16 protein-coding genes and 1 pseudogene are annotated in these 18,318 nt (G+C 73.3%); 13 read left to right on the forward strand and 4 right to left on the reverse strand.

Going from position 1 to position 18,318, the window contains the following annotated elements; genetic code table 11:
* Positions 1 to 2: 2 nt before the first annotated feature.
* The 10 genes and pseudogenes from ACIGJO_RS20490 (at position 3) to ACIGJO_RS20535 (ending at position 11,187) form a co-directional block, all read left to right on the forward strand.
* Positions 3 to 1,919 (forward strand): dipeptide/oligopeptide/nickel ABC transporter permease/ATP-binding protein, encoded by a 1,917-nt coding sequence (locus ACIGJO_RS20490; RefSeq protein WP_399959946.1) that lies wholly within the window; start codon positions 3 to 5, stop codon positions 1,917 to 1,919.
* Positions 1,916 to 2,719 (forward strand): ABC transporter ATP-binding protein, encoded by an 804-nt coding sequence (locus tag ACIGJO_RS20495; protein ID WP_399959948.1) that lies wholly within the window; start codon positions 1,916 to 1,918, stop codon positions 2,717 to 2,719. The genes ACIGJO_RS20490 and ACIGJO_RS20495 overlap by 4 nt, the downstream gene beginning before the upstream one ends.
* A gap of 897 nt (positions 2,720 to 3,616) precedes the next feature.
* Entirely contained in the window at positions 3,617 to 3,901 is a 285-nt protein-coding gene (locus ACIGJO_RS20500) for an alpha/beta hydrolase family protein (protein ID WP_399960261.1), read from the forward strand.
* Between the two features lie 2 nt (positions 3,902 to 3,903).
* Positions 3,904 to 3,966 (forward strand): annotated as a pseudogene (locus ACIGJO_RS20505) (hypothetical protein); the annotation flags it as partial.
* A gap of 162 nt (positions 3,967 to 4,128) precedes the next feature.
* Positions 4,129 to 5,547 (forward strand): serine hydrolase domain-containing protein, encoded by a 1,419-nt coding sequence (locus ACIGJO_RS20510; RefSeq protein WP_399960263.1) that lies wholly within the window; start codon positions 4,129 to 4,131, stop codon positions 5,545 to 5,547.
* 1 nt (position 5,548) lies between these two features.
* Positions 5,549 to 6,694 (forward strand): M20 family metallopeptidase, encoded by a 1,146-nt coding sequence (locus ACIGJO_RS20515; protein ID WP_399959950.1) that lies wholly within the window; start codon positions 5,549 to 5,551, stop codon positions 6,692 to 6,694.
* On the forward strand, positions 6,691 to 7,551 hold the full coding sequence (locus ACIGJO_RS20520) for a GNAT family N-acetyltransferase (protein WP_399959952.1): 861 nt from the start codon (positions 6,691 to 6,693) through the stop codon (positions 7,549 to 7,551). The genes ACIGJO_RS20515 and ACIGJO_RS20520 overlap by 4 nt, the downstream gene beginning before the upstream one ends.
* Positions 7,548 to 8,654: an o-succinylbenzoate synthase gene (gene menC, locus ACIGJO_RS20525; RefSeq protein ID WP_399959954.1), complete on the forward strand. Its 1,107-nt coding sequence runs from the start codon at positions 7,548 to 7,550 to the stop codon at positions 8,652 to 8,654. The genes ACIGJO_RS20520 and menC overlap by 4 nt, the downstream gene beginning before the upstream one ends.
* Positions 8,651 to 9,586 (forward strand): serine hydrolase, encoded by a 936-nt coding sequence (locus tag ACIGJO_RS20530; protein ID WP_399959956.1) that lies wholly within the window; start codon positions 8,651 to 8,653, stop codon positions 9,584 to 9,586. The genes menC and ACIGJO_RS20530 overlap by 4 nt, the downstream gene beginning before the upstream one ends.
* A gap of 2 nt (positions 9,587 to 9,588) precedes the next feature.
* On the forward strand, positions 9,589 to 11,187 hold the full coding sequence (locus ACIGJO_RS20535; protein ID WP_399959958.1) for a PucR family transcriptional regulator: 1,599 nt from the start codon (positions 9,589 to 9,591) through the stop codon (positions 11,185 to 11,187).
* A gap of 7 nt (positions 11,188 to 11,194) precedes the next feature.
* Here the strand turns inward: ACIGJO_RS20535 and ACIGJO_RS20540 are convergent, their stop codons facing one another.
* The 3 genes from ACIGJO_RS20540 to ACIGJO_RS20550 are packed head-to-tail and all read right to left on the reverse strand — an operon-like array spanning position 11,195 to position 13,851.
* On the reverse strand, positions 11,195 to 12,214 hold the full coding sequence (locus ACIGJO_RS20540; protein WP_399959961.1) for an NAD(P)/FAD-dependent oxidoreductase: 1,020 nt from the start codon (positions 12,212 to 12,214) through the stop codon (positions 11,195 to 11,197).
* Positions 12,211 to 12,738, reverse strand: a complete 528-nt coding sequence (locus ACIGJO_RS20545) for an isoprenylcysteine carboxyl methyltransferase family protein (protein ID WP_399959963.1) — start codon at positions 12,736 to 12,738, stop codon at positions 12,211 to 12,213. The genes ACIGJO_RS20540 and ACIGJO_RS20545 overlap by 4 nt, the downstream gene beginning before the upstream one ends.
* Before the next feature lie 12 nt (positions 12,739 to 12,750).
* Positions 12,751 to 13,851 carry a type III polyketide synthase gene (locus tag ACIGJO_RS20550; protein ID WP_399959965.1) on the reverse strand — a complete coding sequence of 367 codons (1,101 nt, stop codon included), beginning with the start codon at positions 13,849 to 13,851 and terminating at the stop codon, positions 12,751 to 12,753.
* 72 nt (positions 13,852 to 13,923) lie between these two features.
* Here ACIGJO_RS20550 and ACIGJO_RS20555 point away from each other — a divergent pair, with 72 nt between their 5' ends.
* From ACIGJO_RS20555 to ACIGJO_RS20565, 3 genes are all read left to right on the forward strand, one after another.
* Positions 13,924 to 14,814 (forward strand): UbiA family prenyltransferase, encoded by an 891-nt coding sequence (locus ACIGJO_RS20555; protein ID WP_399959967.1) that lies wholly within the window; start codon positions 13,924 to 13,926, stop codon positions 14,812 to 14,814.
* Between the two features lie 91 nt (positions 14,815 to 14,905).
* On the forward strand, positions 14,906 to 15,985 hold the full coding sequence (locus ACIGJO_RS20560) for a dihydrodipicolinate reductase (protein WP_399959969.1): 1,080 nt from the start codon (positions 14,906 to 14,908) through the stop codon (positions 15,983 to 15,985).
* Positions 15,982 to 16,461, forward strand: coding sequence for a carboxymuconolactone decarboxylase family protein (locus ACIGJO_RS20565; protein WP_399959971.1), 480 nt, complete (start codon positions 15,982 to 15,984; stop codon positions 16,459 to 16,461). The genes ACIGJO_RS20560 and ACIGJO_RS20565 overlap by 4 nt, the downstream gene beginning before the upstream one ends.
* A 1-nt stretch (position 16,462) precedes the next feature.
* On the opposite strand, the gene ACIGJO_RS20570 is transcribed toward ACIGJO_RS20565, so the two are convergent.
* Positions 16,463 to 18,091 (reverse strand): GMC oxidoreductase, encoded by a 1,629-nt coding sequence (locus tag ACIGJO_RS20570; RefSeq protein WP_399959973.1) that lies wholly within the window; start codon positions 18,089 to 18,091, stop codon positions 16,463 to 16,465.
* Positions 18,092 to 18,318: the final 227 nt, after the last annotated feature.

The raw sequence follows: 18,318 nt of genomic DNA on the forward strand, positions 1-18,318 counted from the left end.
CGATGTCTCATCAGGACCATGACGCCTCGCTGCGGTACCGGCTGGGGCGCACGCTCAGGACGCCGATCGGGATCACCGCTCTCACCGCCTGCCTGGTGGTGGCGCTGGTCGCCGTGTTCGGCCCGGTCCTGCTCGGCGAGCAGGCCGCCCGGGTGGACACGGACGCGATCAACGAGGGCAGCAGCGCCGCACATCTGTTCGGCACCGACCAGCTGGGCCGCGACATCGCCGCCCGGGTCGTGGTGGCGACCCGGCTGACCCTGCGGCTCACCCTGCTGGCCACCGCGATCGGGGTCGGCGGCGGGCTGCTGCTCGGTGTCACGCCCTCGGTGCTCGGCCGGCGCCTCGGCCGGCTGATCACGGCCGTGGTGGGCGTGCTGGTCGCCTTCCCCGGACTGCTGTTCCTGCTCTTCCTGGCCACGGTCTTCGGGGTGGGAAGCACCGGAGCGGTGTTCGCGGTGGGACTCGCCATGGTCCCGCCGATGGCACGGCTGGTGCAGAACCTGACCGCCTCGGTCGCGGGCTCGGACTATGTCTCGGCGGCGCGGATCCTCGGCGTGGGCCGGTTCCGGCTGGTGGTACGTCATCTGCTGCCCAACATCGCGGAACCGTCGGTGCTGTTCGCCGCCCAGGCGGCGGGGGGCATCCTGGTCGCCTTCTCGGGGCTCTCCTTCCTGGGGCTCGGGGTACAGCCGCCGGAGTACGACTGGGGGCGGCTGCTCAACGAGCAGCTGAGCCGGGTCTATGTGAACCCGGTGGCGGCGCTGGCGCCGGGGGCGGCCGTGGTCCTGACAGGTCTGATGTTCGGGCTGGCCGGTGAGGTGCTCGCCCAGGCGGGTGGCCGAAGGGCACCGCGGGCGCGGGAGACCGCGCCGCCGCAGCCCCCGGTGGAGGCTTCGCCGGACAGGGGGTCCGGGGGCGAGGACACGGCGGTGCTACGGGCGCACGATCTGCGGGTGACCTTTCCCGGCGGGCGGCAGGCCGTACGCGGCGTCTCGCTGAGCGTCGGCGCGGGCGAGGCCGTCGGCCTGGTCGGCGAGTCCGGTTCCGGCAAGAGCCTCACCGCACTGGCCCTGGCGGACCTCGTCCCCCATCCGGGACGTGTCACCGGCACCCTCCGCTTCGACGGCAACGACCTGCGGGCGGACCCCCGGCTCGGCACCGCGCTGGCCATGGTCTTCCAGGACCCGATGGCCTCGCTCAACCCGGCCCTGCGGGTGGGCCGTCAGCTCGCCGAGGTGGCCGAGGTCCATCTCGGGCAGTCCCGGAGGCAGGCGTCGCAGCGCGCCGTCGACCGGCTCGGCGCCGTCCGCATCCCCTCGCCGGAGCGCCGGGCCGGGCAGCGGCCGCACGAGTTCTCCGGCGGAATGCGGCAACGGGCCGTCATCGCGATGGGGCTGATGGGGGATCCGAAGCTGATCATCGCCGACGAGCCGACCACCGCGCTCGATGTGGCGGTGCAGCGGCAGGTGCTCGATCTGCTGGCCGAGGTGCGCGCGGACTCCGGCGCGGCGCTGCTGCTGATCTCCCACGACCTCGCCGTCGTGGCCCAGGTCTGCGAACGGGTGCTGGTGATGTACGGGGGGCTGATCGTCGAGAGCCTCCCGGTCACGGAACTGGCCGGCGGCGCGGCGCACCCCTACACCCGGGCGCTGGTGGGCGCGGTCCCCACCATGTCCACGGATCCCGGCACGGAGCTGGCGACCATCCCGGGCCGCCCGCCGGAGCCGGGCGGGACGGGCGGGGGATGCTCCTTCGCGCCCCGGTGCGAACGGGCCCGGGAACGCTGTCACGAGGACGCGCCCCCGCTGGCCGGCTTCGGAGCGGGCCACGAGGTGGCCTGCTGGTACCCGGTGGGCGCGCCGGCGGGCGCCGTGCCCGTCGAGATCACCTCACGCGGAGCGGAGACGGCGTCATGAGCTCACTGGAACTGAGCGGGATCACGGTCCGCTACGGGCGGTTCACCGCGGTGGACGATGTCAGCCTGGTGGTGCCGGACGGAACGGTGACCGGGCTGGTGGGCGGGTCGGGTTCGGGCAAGTCGACTCTCGGGAAGGCTGTCGTCGGGCTGGCCCCGACGGCCGCGGGCCGAGTCCGGGTGGCGGAGCAGGAGATCGGCGCGCGGCGCGGTCGCAGCCCGGTGCAGCTGGTGTTCCAGAACCCGTACGCCTCGCTCGACCCGCGCATGACCATCGGCGCCGCCGTCGCCGAGGCACTGCCCGGCCGGGCGGCGGGCCGCCGGGCGGATGCCGGCGGGGCACGGTCCGGTGGCACGACGGCACGTGAGCGGCGCGCCGCCGGGGAAGCGGAGGTGGCACGCTGTCTGGAGCTCGTCGGTATCGACCCCGGGCGGGCCTCGCTGACGCCGGACGCGCTCTCGGGCGGTCAGCGCCAACGGGTCGCTCTGGCCAGGGCCCTGGCCGCCCGGCCCTCGGTGCTGATCGCCGACGAGATCACCTCGGCGCTGGATGTCTCCGTCCAGGGCACCGTCCTGAACCTGCTGCGCCGGCTCCAGCGGGAGCTGGGCTTCTCGATGCTGTTCATCTCCCACAACCTCGCCGTCGTCCGCTATCTGTCCGACCAGGTCGCCGTGATGGACGGCGGGCGGCTGGTCGAGTGCGGCCCCACCGCCCGGGTGCTGGAGCGGCCCGAGCACCCGACGACCCGGACCCTGATCTCCTGCGTGCCCACTCTCACGACTGCTCCGGAGGCGTCATGACCCGAGCGCTGACGATCGCGGACCTGTACCGGTTCGAGATCCCGGGCGACCCTTCCCCGTCCCCCGACGGTGAGCGTGTCGCGTACACGCTGACCACCCAGGACGCCGGGAACGACCGTGCGCACAGCTCGATCCGGGAGGTCCGCGCGGCCGGAGGTCCGGCCCGCCGGCTCACCCGGGGCCCGGCTGACGCCGCGCCGCGCTGGTCCCCCGACGGCACCCGGCTCGCGTTCCTGCGCGCAGGCCAGCTGCATCTGCTGCCCGCCGACGGGGGCGAGCCGGTACCGCTGACCACAGCGGTCCGGTGTCCGGCGGGGGCCGGAATCCCCGTGTGGAGCCCGGACGGCACCCGAATCGCGTTCTCGGGACCGTCCGCCCGCCGCGAGGACACCGCTCCGGTCGTCATCGACGGCCTCGGCTGGAAGGAGGACGGGGCGGGGCCGCTGGGCCAGGTCCGGACGCAGGTGTTCGTGGTGGACGTGGAGTCCGGCGAGGTCCGGCGGCTCAGCGGGGGGAACACGCACGCCGGACAGCCCGCCTGGTCGCCCGACGGCACCCGGCTCGCCTATCCGGCGGGGTCCGGTCCCGACGGGGATCTCACCGGGGCATCGGCCGCGCATGTCGTCGCGGTCGCGTCCGGTTCGCCCGAGCCCCGCCGGATCGGCCCGGCCACCGGGATCGCGGGGGCGGTGAGCTGGTACCCCGACGGGAGCGCGCTGCTCGTCGTCGGCCGGACCGCCACGGGCGTCGGCCATCTGGAGCTGCCGCGCCAGCCGCTGGACGGATCCGCCCCGGTCTCGCTCAGCGCCGCCCCGGGCCGCAACGTCCTGCCCGGGGGCCCCGGTTACCCGGGGGCGCTGCCGCAGTTCCACGGCGACACCATCGTCTTCTGCGCCCGTGACGCTCGAACCCGTCGCGACGCTCATCGGCGAGGGGCTCGTCGACCCGGCCCGTATCGCGCTCACCGGATACAGCTACGGCGGCTATCCGAGCTGCTGGCTCTCCGCCCGCAGCGGCCTGTTCGCCACCGTCGTGGCGGGCGGTGTGGTCGTCGACCTGACGACCATGGCCGGGACGTCCGCGGAGGGCCGGCTGATCGCCACCCAGGAGATCGGCGACCCGGACCGGCTGCCGGCGCTGTCGCCGATCAGCCATGCCGACGGGTACGGGCACCGACGCTGATCCTGCACGGCGGCGCGGACGACGCCTGCCCGGCCGGCCAGGCCGAGCAGTGGTTCCACGCGCTGCACACCCGGGGCGTGACCACCCAGCCGGTGCTGTACCCGGGCAGCTCGCACCTCTTCCCCCCTCAACGGGCGGCCCTCGCACCGCGAGGACTACTCCCGTCGCCTCGTCGACTGGGTCACCGCCCACACCGACCGCTGAACCCACCGGAGCTGGAGACGACCATGACCACGAATTCGGAGCCGAACATGACCGACACCGCCACCCCGCCCGCCGGCCTGTCCGCCGAGCTGACCGCCCACTGGAGCGCCCGCCTCGGCGAGCTGGCCGCCCGTCACCGGGTGCCCGGTGCGAACCTCGCCGTGCTGCACCGCGGCGAGGTGATCATCGAGACCGCCACCGGTATGGCGAACGTCGAAGCCGGGATCACGGCGACACCCGACACCCTCTTCCAGATCGGTTCGATCTCCAAGGTGTGGACCACCACGGTGGCCATGGCCCTGGTCGACGAGGGCGTACTCGAACTGGACGCCCCCATCGTCTCCGTGCTCCCCGAACTCCGGCTCGTCAACGAGGAGCTGACCCAAGGGGTGACGCTCCGGCATCTGGTGACCCACACCAGCGGCATCGACGGCGACTTCTTCGCCGACACCGGCCGCGGCGACGACTGCCTGGAGAAGTTCACCGCGCTGCTGGCGGACGTCGCGGCCAACCACCCGCTGGGCGCCACCATGTCGTACTGCAACGCGGGCTTCAGCCTGCTCGGCCGGGTGCTGGAGCATGTCACGGGCGTCCAGTGGGACGAGCTGATGAGGGAGCGTCTGTACCGGCCGCTCGGTCTGACCCGTACGGCCACCCTGCCGGAGGAGGTGCTGCGCTTCCGCGCCGCCACCGGGCACCCGGGCGAGCCCCCGGCGCCCACCCCGCAGTGGGGGCTGATGCGTTCGGCCGGACCGGCCGGGCTGATCTGCTCGACGCCGCGCGAGGTTCTCGCCTTCGCCCGGATGCACATGAACGGCGGTGTCACCGACGACGGCACCAAAATCCTCTCGGCCGGGGGCGCCACCGCGATGCAGACCCCGCAGGTCGAGGTTCCCGACCCGCACATGCTCGGCCGTGCCTGGGGACTGGGCTGGCTGCTGGACACCTGGGACGGGCAGCGGGTGTACGGACACGACGGCGGGACCATCGGGCAGAGCGCGTTCCTGCGGGTGCTGCCGGAGTCCGACCTCGCGATCTGCCTGCTCACCAACGGCGGCGACACCGCGGGCCTGTACCTGTCGGTGTTCTCCGAGCTGGTCCGGGAGCTGGCCGGGGCGACGATGCGCACCACACCGGAGCCCGCGAAGGAGCCGGTGGCGGTGGACCCGGCCAAGTACGTCGGGGTGTACGAGCGGCTCTCCTCCCGGAGGGAGATCGTGGAGCGGGACGGCACCCTGGTGATGCTCGACACGGTCACCGGGCCGCTGGCGGCACTGGCTTCGAGCACCGAGCAGGAGTTCACGCTGCACCCGGTCGAGCCGGGTCTCTTCGTGCTGCGGCGGCCGGGGTTCACCCCGTGGCTCCCGGTCGTCTTCTACACGATCGCCGACGGCACGGCCTATCTGCACCACGGCGCCCGCGCGACCCCGAAGGTCGGCTGACGTGGCCGCGTTCGCCTCCGCGATGGCGGAACGGCTGCCGGACCTGCTGGCCGGGGTCGAGGAGCTGGTCCGCTGCGAGTCGCCCAGCGAGGACCCGGCCGCCGTCGTCGCCTGTGCCGGGCTCGTCGCCGGGCTCGGCACCCGGCTGACCGGGGCGGCTCCCGAGTGGCTCGACGGCTCGGGACCGGCCACCCTGCGCTGGCGCTTCGGCTCCGGTGACCGGGTGCTGCTGCTCGGCCACTTCGACACGGTCTGGCCGGTGGGCTCGCTGGCCCGGCACCCCTTCGAGGTGGCCGGGGGCCGGCTGACGGGGCCCGGCTGCTTCGACATGAAGGCCGGGGTGGTGCAGCTCTTCCACGCCCTGTCGGTGCTCGACGATCTGGACGGCGTGTCGGTGCTGCTCACCGGCGACGAGGAGATCGGCTCCCCCGGCTCGCGCGCCCTGATCGAGGCCGAGGCCCGTCGGACGCGGGCGGCGCTGGTCCTGGAGGCGAGCGAGGGCGGGGCGTTGAAGACGGTGCGCAAGGGCGTGTCCGGCTACGAACTGCGGATCGCCGGACGCGCGGCGCACGCCGGTCTCGAACCCGAGCGGGGCGTCAACACGACGACCGAGCTGGCACACCAGGTGCTCGCGCTGTCGGCGCTCGCCGACCCGGCGGCCGGTACGACGGTGACCCCGACCCTGGCCTCCTCCGGCACCACCCGCAACACCGTGCCCGACGCGGCCCGGCTGGTGGTCGACGTACGCGTGGGGTCGGCCGGTGAACAGGCCCGGGTGGACCGCGGCATACGGCAGCTCGCGCCGGTGCTCGACGGTGCCTCGCTGCGGCTCTCGGGCGGTCCGAACCGGCCGCCGCTGGCGGCGGGCGCTTCGGCGGAGCTGTTCGAGCGGGCCCGGGGCCACTACGCGGAACTCGGCTTCGGAACGCTGCGCGGCGTCGCGGTCGGCGGCGGCTCCGACGGCAATCTGACGGCCGGGGTGGGTACGCCCACGCTGGACGGGCTGGGGGCGGTGGGCGGCGGGGCGCACGCCGACGACGAGCATGTGACCGTCGCCGAACTCCCCCGCCGCGCCGCACTGGTGGCAGCACTGGTGGACTCGCTCGTCCGGGATCCGCTGGCCGGGACGGACCGGGTGGAGCCGTGAACAGCACGCACGTCGTGGCCGAGGCCGGGGCGGCCGCGGAGCGGGCGGCGCACGGGGCGGGGGTGAGCGTGAGGGAGCTGCACGAGCCGGAGGAGATCCTGGCGGCGTGCCGGCTGCTGGACCGGGTCTGGCAGCCCGAACCCGGCAACCCGCTGATCACCCCCGAGCTGATGCGGGTGTTCGCCCACTGCGGCAGCTATGTCGTCGCGGTCCACCTGGACGGCCGGATGGCCGGTGTCTGTCTGGGGTTCCTGGCCAGCACCGGGCTGCACTCGCATATCGCGGGGGTGGACGGGGATGCCCGGGGCCGCAACATCGGCTACACGGTCAAGCTGCACCAGCGGGCCTGGGCGCTGGAGCGTGACATCACGACGGTGACCTGGACGTTCGACCCGCTGATCAGCCGGAACGCCTACTTCAACCTGGCGAAACTGGGCGCGGTGCCGAGCGAGTATCTGACCGATTTCTACGGCACCATGCGCGACGCGGTGAACGCCGGCACCGAGACGGACCGGCTGCTGGTCCGCTGGGAGCTGACCGGTGAGGCCGCCGTCCGGGCCGCCGCGGGCACCCCTCACGTCGTCACGGCCGACAGCCCGGGTGCGCGGACCGTGGTCGGCCTCGACGCCAAGCCCGACGGCCGTCCCGCCGTCGGGCGCCGGGACGGGGACACCGTGCTCGTCCACGTCCCGGCGCAGATGGAGAAGCTGCGCCGTACGGACCCGGACGTGGCCCGCGAGTGGCGGTACGCGCTGCGCGAGGTCCTCGGCGGGCTGATGGAGCAGGGACACGCCGTCACCGGATTCACCCGGGACGGCTGGTATGTGATCGACAAGCGACAGGAGACGCGGGAATGAAGCTCGTCGGTGTGGAACTGCGCCGGATCGCGATGCCCCTGGTGGCACCGTTCCGGACCTCGTTCGCCACCCTGACCAGCCGGGAGATCCTGCTGGTCAGGGTCGAGACGGAGCACCACGAGGGGTACGGCGAGTGCGTCACCATGGCCGATCCGCTGTACTCCTCGGAGTACACCGACGCGGCCGTGGACGTCCTGCGCGCCCATCTGGTGCCCGCGCTCGCCGCGCTCCCGGAGCTCGATCCGTGGGCGGTCGCCCCGGCGCTCGCCGCCTTCAAGGGCCACCGGATGGCCAAGGCCGCGCTGGAGACGGCCGTGCTCGACGCCTGGCTGCGCGCCCATGAACTGTCGATGGGCCAGTGGCTGGGAGCGACGGCCGACCGGGTGCCGGCCGGGGTATCGGTCGGCATCATGGACTCGGTCCCCGCTCTCCTCGACGCGGTCGACGGCTATCTGGCCGAGGGGTACCGGCGGATCAAGCTGAAGATCCAGCCCGGCTGGGACGTGGAGCCCGTGCGCGCGGTGCGGGAGCGCTTCGGCGACGACGTGGCGCTCCAGGTGGACGCCAACACCGCGTACACCCTGGCGGACGCCGGTCAGCTCGCCCGGCTCGACCCGTACGGTCTGCTGCTGATCGAGCAGCCGCTGGACGAGGAGGACATCCGGGGGCACGCGGAGCTGGCACGGCGGGTGCGTACGCCGATCTGTCTGGACGAGTCCATCGTCTCCGCGCGGTCGGCGGCCGACGCGATCGCGATGGGTGCCTGCTCGGTCGTCAACATCAAGCCGGGGCGGGTCGGCGGCTATCTGGAGGCGCGGCGGATCCATGACGTGTGCGCCGCGCACGGCGTCCCGGTGTGGTGCGGGGGGATGCTGGAGACCGGTCTCGGCCGGGCCGCCAATGTCGCGCTCGCCGCGCTGCCGGGCTTCACGCTCCCCGGGGACACCTCCGCCTCCGACCGCTACTACCGCACGGACATCACCGAGCCCTTCGTGCTCCGGGACGGCCATCTCGATGTGCCGCGGGGGCCGGGGCTCGGGCTCGCCCCCGTCCCCGCGCTGCTGGCCGCTGTGACCGAATCGACGGAATGGATCAGCCGATGAACACGACCCGCCCGGAAGTCCCGGGGCCGCGGCAGGACACCGTCGAGTCCCGCATCAGGGCGGCGTTCGACGACGCCGGGGTCCGGGGGTTCTTCTTCGCCCGCGAGATCGACGGGGAACGCACGATCGGCGTCGCGGCGGACGAACCGGTCGTCCTGGCCTCGGTCTTCAAGATCCCGGTGGCGCTCGCCTATGCCCGTGAGGCCGCCGCCGGGCGGCTGGACCGGACCGAGCGCCATGAGGTGGACATGCGATACCGCGACGGCGGAATCGGTACGTCCGGCTGCGCCGACCCGGTCTCGATGAGTCTGCGCGACCTCGTCCACATGATGCTGACGATGAGTGACAACGCGGCCACCGACGTGGTGCTGGCCCGGGTGGGACTGGACACGGTCAATGAGCTGCTCGCCGGCCTCGGTCTGGGACGCACCCATCTGACCGGCGGCTGCCGGGAGCTGCTCGGCTCGCTCTTCGCGGAGCTCGGCGTGTCCAACGAGGCCGAGGCGCACGCGAGGACGGCGGCGCTGGCCGCGTCGGACCCGGGGAGGGTTCTGGAGCTCTCGGTGTGCGTTCCCGAACGCACCACCCGTTCCACGGCACGCGAATCCGCCGAACTCCTCGCCCGTATCTGGCGCGACGAGGCCGGCTCCGCGGAGGCCTGTGCCGAGGTGCGGTCCGTGATGGCCCAGCAGATCTGGCCGCACCGGCTGGGCTCCACGTTCGACGACAGCTACCGTCTGGCCGGGAAGACCGGGACGCTGCCGGGCTGGCGCAATGAGGCCGGTGTGATCGAGGAGCCGGGCGGCGGGCGGTGGGCGGTGGCCGTCTTCACGCTCTCCGGCACCCCCGATCTGCGCAACCCCCGGGCGGACCGGGTGATCGGTGAGGTGGCACGACTCGCCGTGGACGAGTTCCGGTCCATTAGCTTGTGACGATGACGGAGCAGCCGCGGGCCGTGCTCGGCCGGATTCTCGATGATCTCGGATCGACGCTGATCGAGGTGGTGGCGGGCGAGGCCGACCCGTCCCGCGCCGTCACCGGGGTGCTGATCCAGGATCCGCTGGACGAGCCGGCGCGGCTGCCCGGCGCGGTGGTGCTCGGGGTCGGGGTGTACGGCTCCGAGCATGTCGCCGCGCTGATCGAGCGGGCCGCCGGTCTCGGCGCGGCGTGCGTGGTGGTCCGCTCCCCCGTCCCGGTGGAGGGGCCGGTGTCACGGGCGGCGGCGCGTACCGGCCTGACCGTGCTGGGGCTGACCCCCGGCGCGTCCTGGGCCCAGGTGGCGGCGCTGCTGCGGTCGCTGCTGGCGGTCGACGAGCTGGGCACCGTGGGCGGTCCCGACGAGGCCGACGGCGCCGAGCCGCTGGCCGGTGATCTGTTCGCGCTGGCCAACGCGACGGCCGGGCTGCTGGACGGCCCGGTCACCGTGGAGGACCGGGGCGGGCGGGTGCTGGCGTTCTCCAGCCGGCAGGACGAGGGCGACGACGCCAGGATCGCGACCGTGCTGGACCGGCAGGTTCCGGCGGAGAAGCTGCGCGCCCTGGAGGCCAACGGTGCCTTCCACGCCCTGTACGGCAATGAGGGCCCCGTCTTCGTGGAGGGCATCTCGCCCCGGCCCCGGGTCGCGATCGCCGTCCGGGCGGGCGGGGAGATCCTCGGTTCGATCTGGGTCGTGGTCGACGGCCCGCTGAGCGAGGACCGTACGCAGTCCCTGCACGAGGCCGCGAAGGTGGCCGCCCTGCATCTGCTGCGGCACCGGACGGGCGAGGACGTCGAGCGCCGGCTGCGCGCGGATCTGCTCGCCACGGTCCTGGAGGGCGGTGCGCACGCGCCGCAGGCGGCCGTCCGGCTGGGCCTCGCGGTGCAGCCCGCCTGCGTACTGGCACTGGCGGTGACCGGTGAGGAGCCGGCGCCCGACCGGGTGGCGGCGGGCCAGCGGGTCACCGAGGCCCTGGCTCTGCATCTGTCGGCGATCCATCCCCGTACGGCCGTGGCCTCGCTGGGGGGTGTCACCTACGCGGTCCTGCCCACGAGTTCGGACGAGCAGGCGCTGCGGGTCGCCGAGGCCTTCCTGGGCCGTGTCGGCGGCCGTGTTCCGGCTGTCATCGGTGTCGGCAGGCTCGCCGCGCGCCCGGCCGAACTGCGGCGTTCGCGTGCGGACGCGGACCGGGCGCTGCGGGTGCTCGGCTCCGGACGCCCGGCGCGCCGCACGGCCCGGCTGTCGGACGTCTACGCCGCCTCGCTGCTGGAGGAACTGACGGATCTGATGGCCGCCGAGGACGACCTTCCCGACGGTCCCGTGGTCCGGCTGCGCGCGTACGACGCCGCGCACCACACCGCCCTCACCGACACCCTGGAGGCCTGGCTGAGCACGTTCGGCGATGTGATCGCCGCGGCGGCGGCCGTCCATGTCCACCCCAACACCTTCCGGTACCGGCTCAAGCGGCTGGCGGTGGTGGCGGGCATCGATCTCGGCGATCCGGAGGCCCGGTTCGAGGCCATGCTCCAGCTGCGCCTGCGGCCGCCGAACCTGTGACGGCGGCTCATCGCAGAGCGTGCACCACCGCCGCGAACACATCCGGCGCGCGGTGCGCCGCCGCGACGATCAGACGGCTCCCGGAGGGGCACCGGGCCGCCCTCAGCAGCCCCTCGGTGAGCAGCCGGTGGCGTCTCGTCAGCCGGGCCCAGTGCCGCGGGTAGTCCTGCGGACGACCGGCGGCCAGGCATCCGACGGCCGCGCCGGCCGTCGCGACGGCCAGCGCGACGCCCTCGCCCGTCAGCGCGTCGACATACCCCGCGGCGTCGCCGACCAGCAGGACACGTCCGGCCCGCCGGCTCCGCGCGCCCTGCCTCAGGGGTCCGGCGCCGCGTACGGGGCCTGCGTCCCGGCCGTCGAGCACACCGGCGAGCGCGGGAAAGGCGTCCAGGTGCTGTGCGTAGGTCCGGCGGTCGGCACTGAGCACGGCGACGCCCACGAGCCGGTCCCCCACGGGTGTCACATAGGCCTCGGCGTGCCGGGACCAGTGGACTTCGACGAAGTCGCTCCACGGCGCGATCCGGTAGTGGCGGCGCAGCCCGTAGCGCCGGGGTCCTCTGCCGGGACGGTCCAGGCCGAGTTCCCGGCGCAGCGGGGAGTGCAGGCCGTCGGCGGCGACGAGCCAGCGTGCGCGGAGTCCCGTCGTGCCGAGGCTGACGCCGTCGTCGTCCTGGCGGACGTCCCCGGCCCTGCCCGGCACGACGCGTACACCGAGTTCGACGGCCCTCCGGTGCAGTGCGGCGTGCAGTTCGGTGCGCCGTACGCCCAGTCCCGGGCCGTCGCGGAATGCCGCCCGGACGCTGCGTCCGTCGTCCAGATATCCGATTCCGTGCAGGTCGCGGCCGCGGGGGCTTACTCCCAGGGCCCGCAGCGCGGCCACCCCGCCCGGCATGATGCCCTCGCCGCAGGCCTTGTCGATGGGGGCGGCGCGGGGTTCGACGACCACGGTGTCCATCCCCGCGCGGGCGGCCGTGATCGCCGCGGCCAGTCCGGCGGGTCCGCCGCCCGCCACCAGGAGGTCGATCACGCCCGCACGCCCGCCGCCGTCATACGGGCCAGCGCCCCTTCCTCGCACCGGATCCGCACGGCCATCAGCGCGCCGTTGAGGACGGTGAACACGGTGGCGGTCACCCAGGCGCCGTGGACCAGGGGCAGGGCCAGCCCTTCGGCGGCGACGGCGACGTAGTTGGGGTGGCGCAGCCACCGGTAGGGTCCGCCGGTCACCAGGGGCAGGCCCGGGACCACGATGACCCGGGTGTTCCACTGGTGCCCGAGCGTGCCGACGCACCACCAGCGCAGGCCCTGCGCGGCGAGCACCACGGCCACCGCGGTCCAGCCGGGCCAGGGCAGGAACGGCCTCTGGGCCAGGCCGGCTTCGGCCAGAGCGCCGGCCAGCAGCGCGGTGTGCAGGGCGACCATCGCGGGGTAGTGCCCCCGGCCGGCTTCGGTGCCGCCCCGGGCCAGGCTCCAGCGGGTGTGGCGCAGTGCGACGGCGAGTTCGGCGAGGCGTTCGCCCGCCACGGCCAGCACCAGCGCGGTGTACCAGATCACGGGTCCTCCGTCCTACCAGCGCAGCAGCACCAGTTCGCAGCAGAATCCGGGTCCCATGGCCATGAGCAGTCCGGGCGTTCCCGGTTCGGGCCGCCGCTGCTCCAGCGTGTCCCGCAGGACGTGCAGGACGGAGGACGAGGACAGGTTGCCGACGTCGGCCAGGGAACGCCGGGTGACGTCGAGCGCCGACTCGGGCAGTGCCAGTGCCTCGGTGACGGCCCGCATGACCTTGGGGCCGCCGGGGTGGCACACCCAGTGGGCGATGTCCTTCGGTTTGAGGCCGTGTTCCGACAGGAACTCGGTCACGTCCTCGGCGAGATAGCGGCGGACGAGGTCGGGGACGGCCGGATCGAGGACCACCCTGAAGCCGCTGTCGCCGATGTCCCAGCCCATGACGTGTTCGGTGCCCGGGTACATCCGGCTCCGGGTGGCGACCACCTCGGGGCCGCCGGACGCGGCCCGCCGGCCGCCGACGACGACCGCGGCGGCCGCCCCGTCACCGAACAGCGCGGTCGCCACCAGGTTGGCGGGGGTGATGTCGTCGCGCTGGAAGGTGAGGGAACAGAGCTCGACCGAGAGGAGTACCGCGACCTGGTCCGGGTGGCCCAGGAGGTAGTCGTGCAGCCGTGCCACACCGGCGGCCCCGGCGACACAGCCCAGGCCGAAGACCGGCAGCCGCTTCACATCGGGCCGCAGCCCGAGACGTCCCACGAGCCGGGCGTCGACCGAGGGGGCGGCCACCCCGGTGACGGAGGTGAACATCAGCAGGTCCACATCGGTGGGCCGCAGGCACGCCGTGCGCAGCGCGCCGCGTACCGCCTCGGCACCGAGGCGGACGGCCGCGCCGATGTACACGTCGTTCGCGGCGCCGAAGCCGTCCAGTGCGCGATAGCCGTCCAGCGGCAGCACCATGTGGCGGTTGCGGACCTGCGCGTTCTCGTGGAGCCGGTCCAGTACGCGGCGCCCCGCACCCGGCGGCAGGCAGGTGCGGGCCACCATGTCGGTGATCTCGCGCTGGGTGTGGCGGTGCGGTGGCAGAGCTCCGTGGACAGCGGTGATGCGGCTCATCCCGACTCCTGCTTCGGCGGCGTCATGACCCCATCCTGCCCGCATGAAGGGATGAATCGGCGCAAACAACCCGTGCGGCTGTCGTGTTGGGCCGACCCGGGTACGTACGCTCACCCGATGGACACCCCGGACGGACCGACGACGGCGGTGGCGACCGCTCCGGCTGCCGCGCGGCCGCGCCGCGTCGCGGGGCCGGCCCTGGCGCTGGCCCTGGCCAGTCATCCCGGACCGGTCCTCGCGGTCACCGCGCTGACTGCCGCCCTGGCCATCGGTTCCGGTCTCGGCGGCGCGCGCTGTCTGCCGGCCGTCGCGGCCGTCCTGGCCGGCCAGCTCTCGGTCGGCTGGTGCAACGACGCCCACGACGCCCGGCGGGACGCCGCCGCGGGACGCCGGGGGAAGCCCGTGGCCGCCGGAACGGTGCGCCGGGGCGAGGTGTGGGCCGCCGCGTTCGCGGCCCTCGCCCTGTGCGTACCGCTGTCGCTGGCCTGCGGTCCGGCGGCCGGCTCGGTGCATCTGGCGGCGGTCGCCGCGGCGTGGCTGTACAACCTGCGGCTCAAGGCGACGGTGCTGTCCTGGCTTCCGTACGCCGCCGGATTCGGTGCGCTGCCCGCCGTGGTCGCCCTGAGCCTGCCGGGCCGGCCCTGGCCGGCGTGGTGGGCGGTGACGGCCGGTGCGCTGCTGGGGACCGCGGCCCATCTGGGCGACACGCTCCCGGACATCGAGGAGGACCGGAAGGCCGGAATCCGCGGTCTGCCGCACCGGCTGGGTGCCACGGGCACCCGGCTGCTGCTGCCGGTCCCCCTGGCGGCGGCGACGGCGGTACTGGTCCTCGGGCCCGCGGGGCCGCCGGACCGGTGGGGCACGGCCGCGCTCGCCCTGGTGCTCCCGACCGCTGTCGCCGGGCTCGCGCTGGGGCGGTTCTGGCGCAAGGCCGCCTTCACGGGGACGGTGGCCGTGGCGGCGGTGGACCTGTCCCTGCTCCTGGTGCGGGGCACCGCCATCGTGTGAACCCGCGCCCCTGTGCCGGGGTGGCGGCACCGCCTCGCGATTTCCCGTCGCGGCTCTATGAAGTGCGAGGTCCTCCCGCTACCCTCCGCGCATGATTTCCACGGTTGTCTGGGGAACGGGAAACGTCGGCCGCGCGGCGATCCGCGCCGTGGCGGCGCATCCGGGGCTCGCGCTCACCGCCGTACTCGTCAACAGCCCCGGCAAGGTGGGCCTGGACGCGGGCGGGCTGGGCGGGCTCGACCGCGCTCTGGGGGTCGCCGCGACCGATGATGTCGGGGGTGTGCTGGCCGGCCGTCCGCAGGCGGTGGTGTACGCGGGCTCCGGCGACATCCGGCCCGACGGGGCGCTCGCCGACATCTGCCGGGCGATCCGGGCGGGGGCCGTGGTCGTCACCCCCTCGCTGTACGCGCTGTACGACCAGCTGAACGCCCCGCCGGAGCTGCGGGAACCGGTGCTGGCGGCCATCGCGGAGGGCGGCGGCTCGCTGTTCGTCTCCGGTGTGGACCCGGGCTGGGGCAACGACGTGCTGCCGCTGCTGATCAGCGGCCTCGGCTCCACCGTGGAGGTGATCCGCTGTCAGGAGATCTTCGACTACTCCACGTACGACCAGGAGGACTCGGTCCGCAACCTGGTCGGCATGGGCCTGCCGATGGACCATGAGCCGCTGATGCTCGCCCCGACGGTCCCGACCATGGTGTGGGGCGGACAGATACGGCTGATGGCCAGGGCGCTGGGCGTCGAACTCGACGGGATCCGCGAGACGGTGGACCGCTGTCCGCTGGAGACCTCGGTGACCACCAGGACGATGGGCGAGTTCGGAGCGGGCACCCAGGGCGCGGTGCGCTTCGAGGTGCAGGGCATCGTCGGCGGTGAGCCCCGCATCGTCATCGAACATGTCACACGTATCCACCCCTCCTGCGCACCGCACTGGCCGGCGCCTCCCGACGGGGACGGCGCGCACCGGGTGGTCATCGAGGGGCGCCCGCGCATCGAGGTCACGATCGAGGCGACCGACGAGGGCGAGAACCGGTCGGCGGGCGGGAACGCCACCGCGGCGGGCCGGCTCGTGGGCGCCATCGACTGGCTCGTGGACGCGGAACCCGGACTGTACGACGCACTCGACGTCCCGCTGCGGCCCGCAGCCGGCAAGCTCGGAAGGAGACAGCGATGAACATCGACATTCCCGAAGGCAAGGACGCGATCGCGTATGTGTGGGGGGAGATGGTCCCCGGGATCGGCATCGCCGCCGCGGGCTTCTCGATGTCGGTGTACGACCACACGACCCTGGGACTGCGCGAGTTCGAAGCCGCGCGGCTGCGGATCGCCCAGATCAACGGGTGCGCGTTCTGTCTGGACTGGCGCACCGAGCGGGACGGGGAGACGGTCGAGGACACGTTCGCCGACGCGGTGAACGAATGGCGCACGACGGACGCGTTCGACGTCCGGACCCGGCTGGCCGCGGAGTACGCCGAGCGGTACTCCCTGGACCACCATGGGCTCGACGAGGAGTTCTGGACGCGGATGAGCGCGGCCTACAGCCAGCTGGAGATCGTGGAGCTGACGATGAGCATCGGCTCCTGGCTGGTGTTCGGCCGGCTCAACCACGTCCTGGGCCTCGACACGGTGTGCGTGCTGCCCGGTCACTGACTCACAGGTCGGTGGCGATGATCTCTTCGATGTTCCGTTCGGCCAGCGCGGTGATGGTGACGAAGGGGTTGACGCTGGTGTTTCCGGGGATCAGGGCTCCGTCGATGACGTACAGGCCCTGGTAGCCGTGCAGGCGGCCGTAGTTGTCGGTGGCCTTGTCCAGTACGGCGCCGCCGAGCGGGTGGTAGGTGAGGTGGTCGCCCCAGATCTTGTAGGTGCCGAAGAGGTCGGTCCGGTAGATCGTGCCCTCCTTCCTGTTGATCCTGTCGAAGATGGTCCTGGCGGCGTCGATGGAGGGCTGCTTCCAGGCGGTCTGCCAGTTCAGGTCGACCTTGCCCGTCGCAGCGTTCCAGGCGAACTCGGCGCGGTTGGGGTTCTTGGTGATGGACAGATAGAACGAGGCGTACGTCTCGATCCCGGTGGGCAGCGGGGCGACCTCGGCGAACGCTCCGCCCGCGGCCCAGTTGTCGATGCCGCCCGTGGGAATGGACGCCTGGAGCTTGCCGGTCGGGTCCCACATGTGGTTGGCCCGGCCGCACATGACGTTGCCGTTGTCGCCCCACCCCTTGCCGACCTCGCCGTTCAGGCGGGGCAGGGCGCCGGTGGTCCTGAGCATGACGAGCAGCTTGCTGGTGCCGACGCTGCCCGCGGCGAAGAACACCCGGTCCGCGGTCACGGACTTGGTGGCCGTGGTGTCTCCCGCGGTGTTGAGCTGGTCGATGACGACCGTGTAGCCGCCGGAGGCCGCGGGGGCGACCGAGGTGACCTTGTGCAGCGGTGAGATGGAGACCTTGCCGGTGGCTCCGATCCGTTCCAGGTAGGTCTTCTGCAGCGACTTCTTGCCGTAGTTGTTGCCGTAGAGGATCTCGCCGTCCAGCGCGGACCTCGGGACGGTGCCCGCCGCCTCCCGCTCCATGTAGTCCCAGTCGTACACGGCGGGCACGAAGAGGAACGGGAAGCCGGAGCGCTCGGCGTGCTTGCGGCCGACCCTGGCGTACTGGTAGCAGTCGGCGGATTCGAACCACGCCGGGTCGATGGTGCCGACCCCGAGCCCGGCGTTGGCGCGCGGGTAGTAGGTGCCGTACATCTCGCCGGCGTCGACCGTGGGGAGGATGGCGCCGAAGTTCTCGCGCCGGGGGGTGACGGCCATTCCCCCGTTGACCAGCGAGCCGCCGCCGACGCCGCGGCCCTGGTAGACCGTGATGCCGCCGAACTCCTCGGCGTCCAGGATCCCGGTGTAGCGCGGGATGTTCCGGTCGATCGGGAAGCCCAGGAAGTTGCTGAGCGGCTGTTTGGTCTTGGTCCGCAGCCAGTAGGAGCGGCGGTCCGGGCTGGTCGTGTTGGCGAAGATCCGGCCGTCCGGCCCGGGGGTGTCCCAGGCCATCCCCATCTCGATCATATGGACGTCCACGCCCGCCTCGGCGAGTCGCAGTGCGGCGACGCAGCCGCCGTATCCGGTGCCGATCACCAGGGCCGGGACATGGGCGCCGGGATCGATCCCGGCGGTCGCCGGTCCGGCCTCCGCCCTGGCCGAGGCCGAGTGGCCCGCCAGGGTCACGGCCCCAAGAAGAGAACCTGTTCCTGCAAGGAACCTTCGACGTGAAACACCTTTGGATCTTGCATCCTGCATGGTAGCGTCACTCATGTGACATCCCTCACTCTCGACAGAGTGAAACAGGTTCTACTGTCGAACGCGTAGTAAGTCACTACACACTCGCGGGTAACTTGCAGTCCGGCTCAAGGCCGCACAGGCCGGCGGGGGGGGGGCGGGGAGGGGCCGAACGAGACCCCCCCCGCCCCCCCCCCCGAGAATCCCAGGCCGGCCCAGTCGAGGCCCCCCCCCGCGGCGGGGCGGCC

Origin of the sequence: Streptomyces sp. NPDC079020 (assembly GCF_044542225.1) — a bacterium.
Classification (GTDB): domain Bacteria; phylum Actinomycetota; class Actinomycetes; order Streptomycetales; family Streptomycetaceae; genus Streptomyces.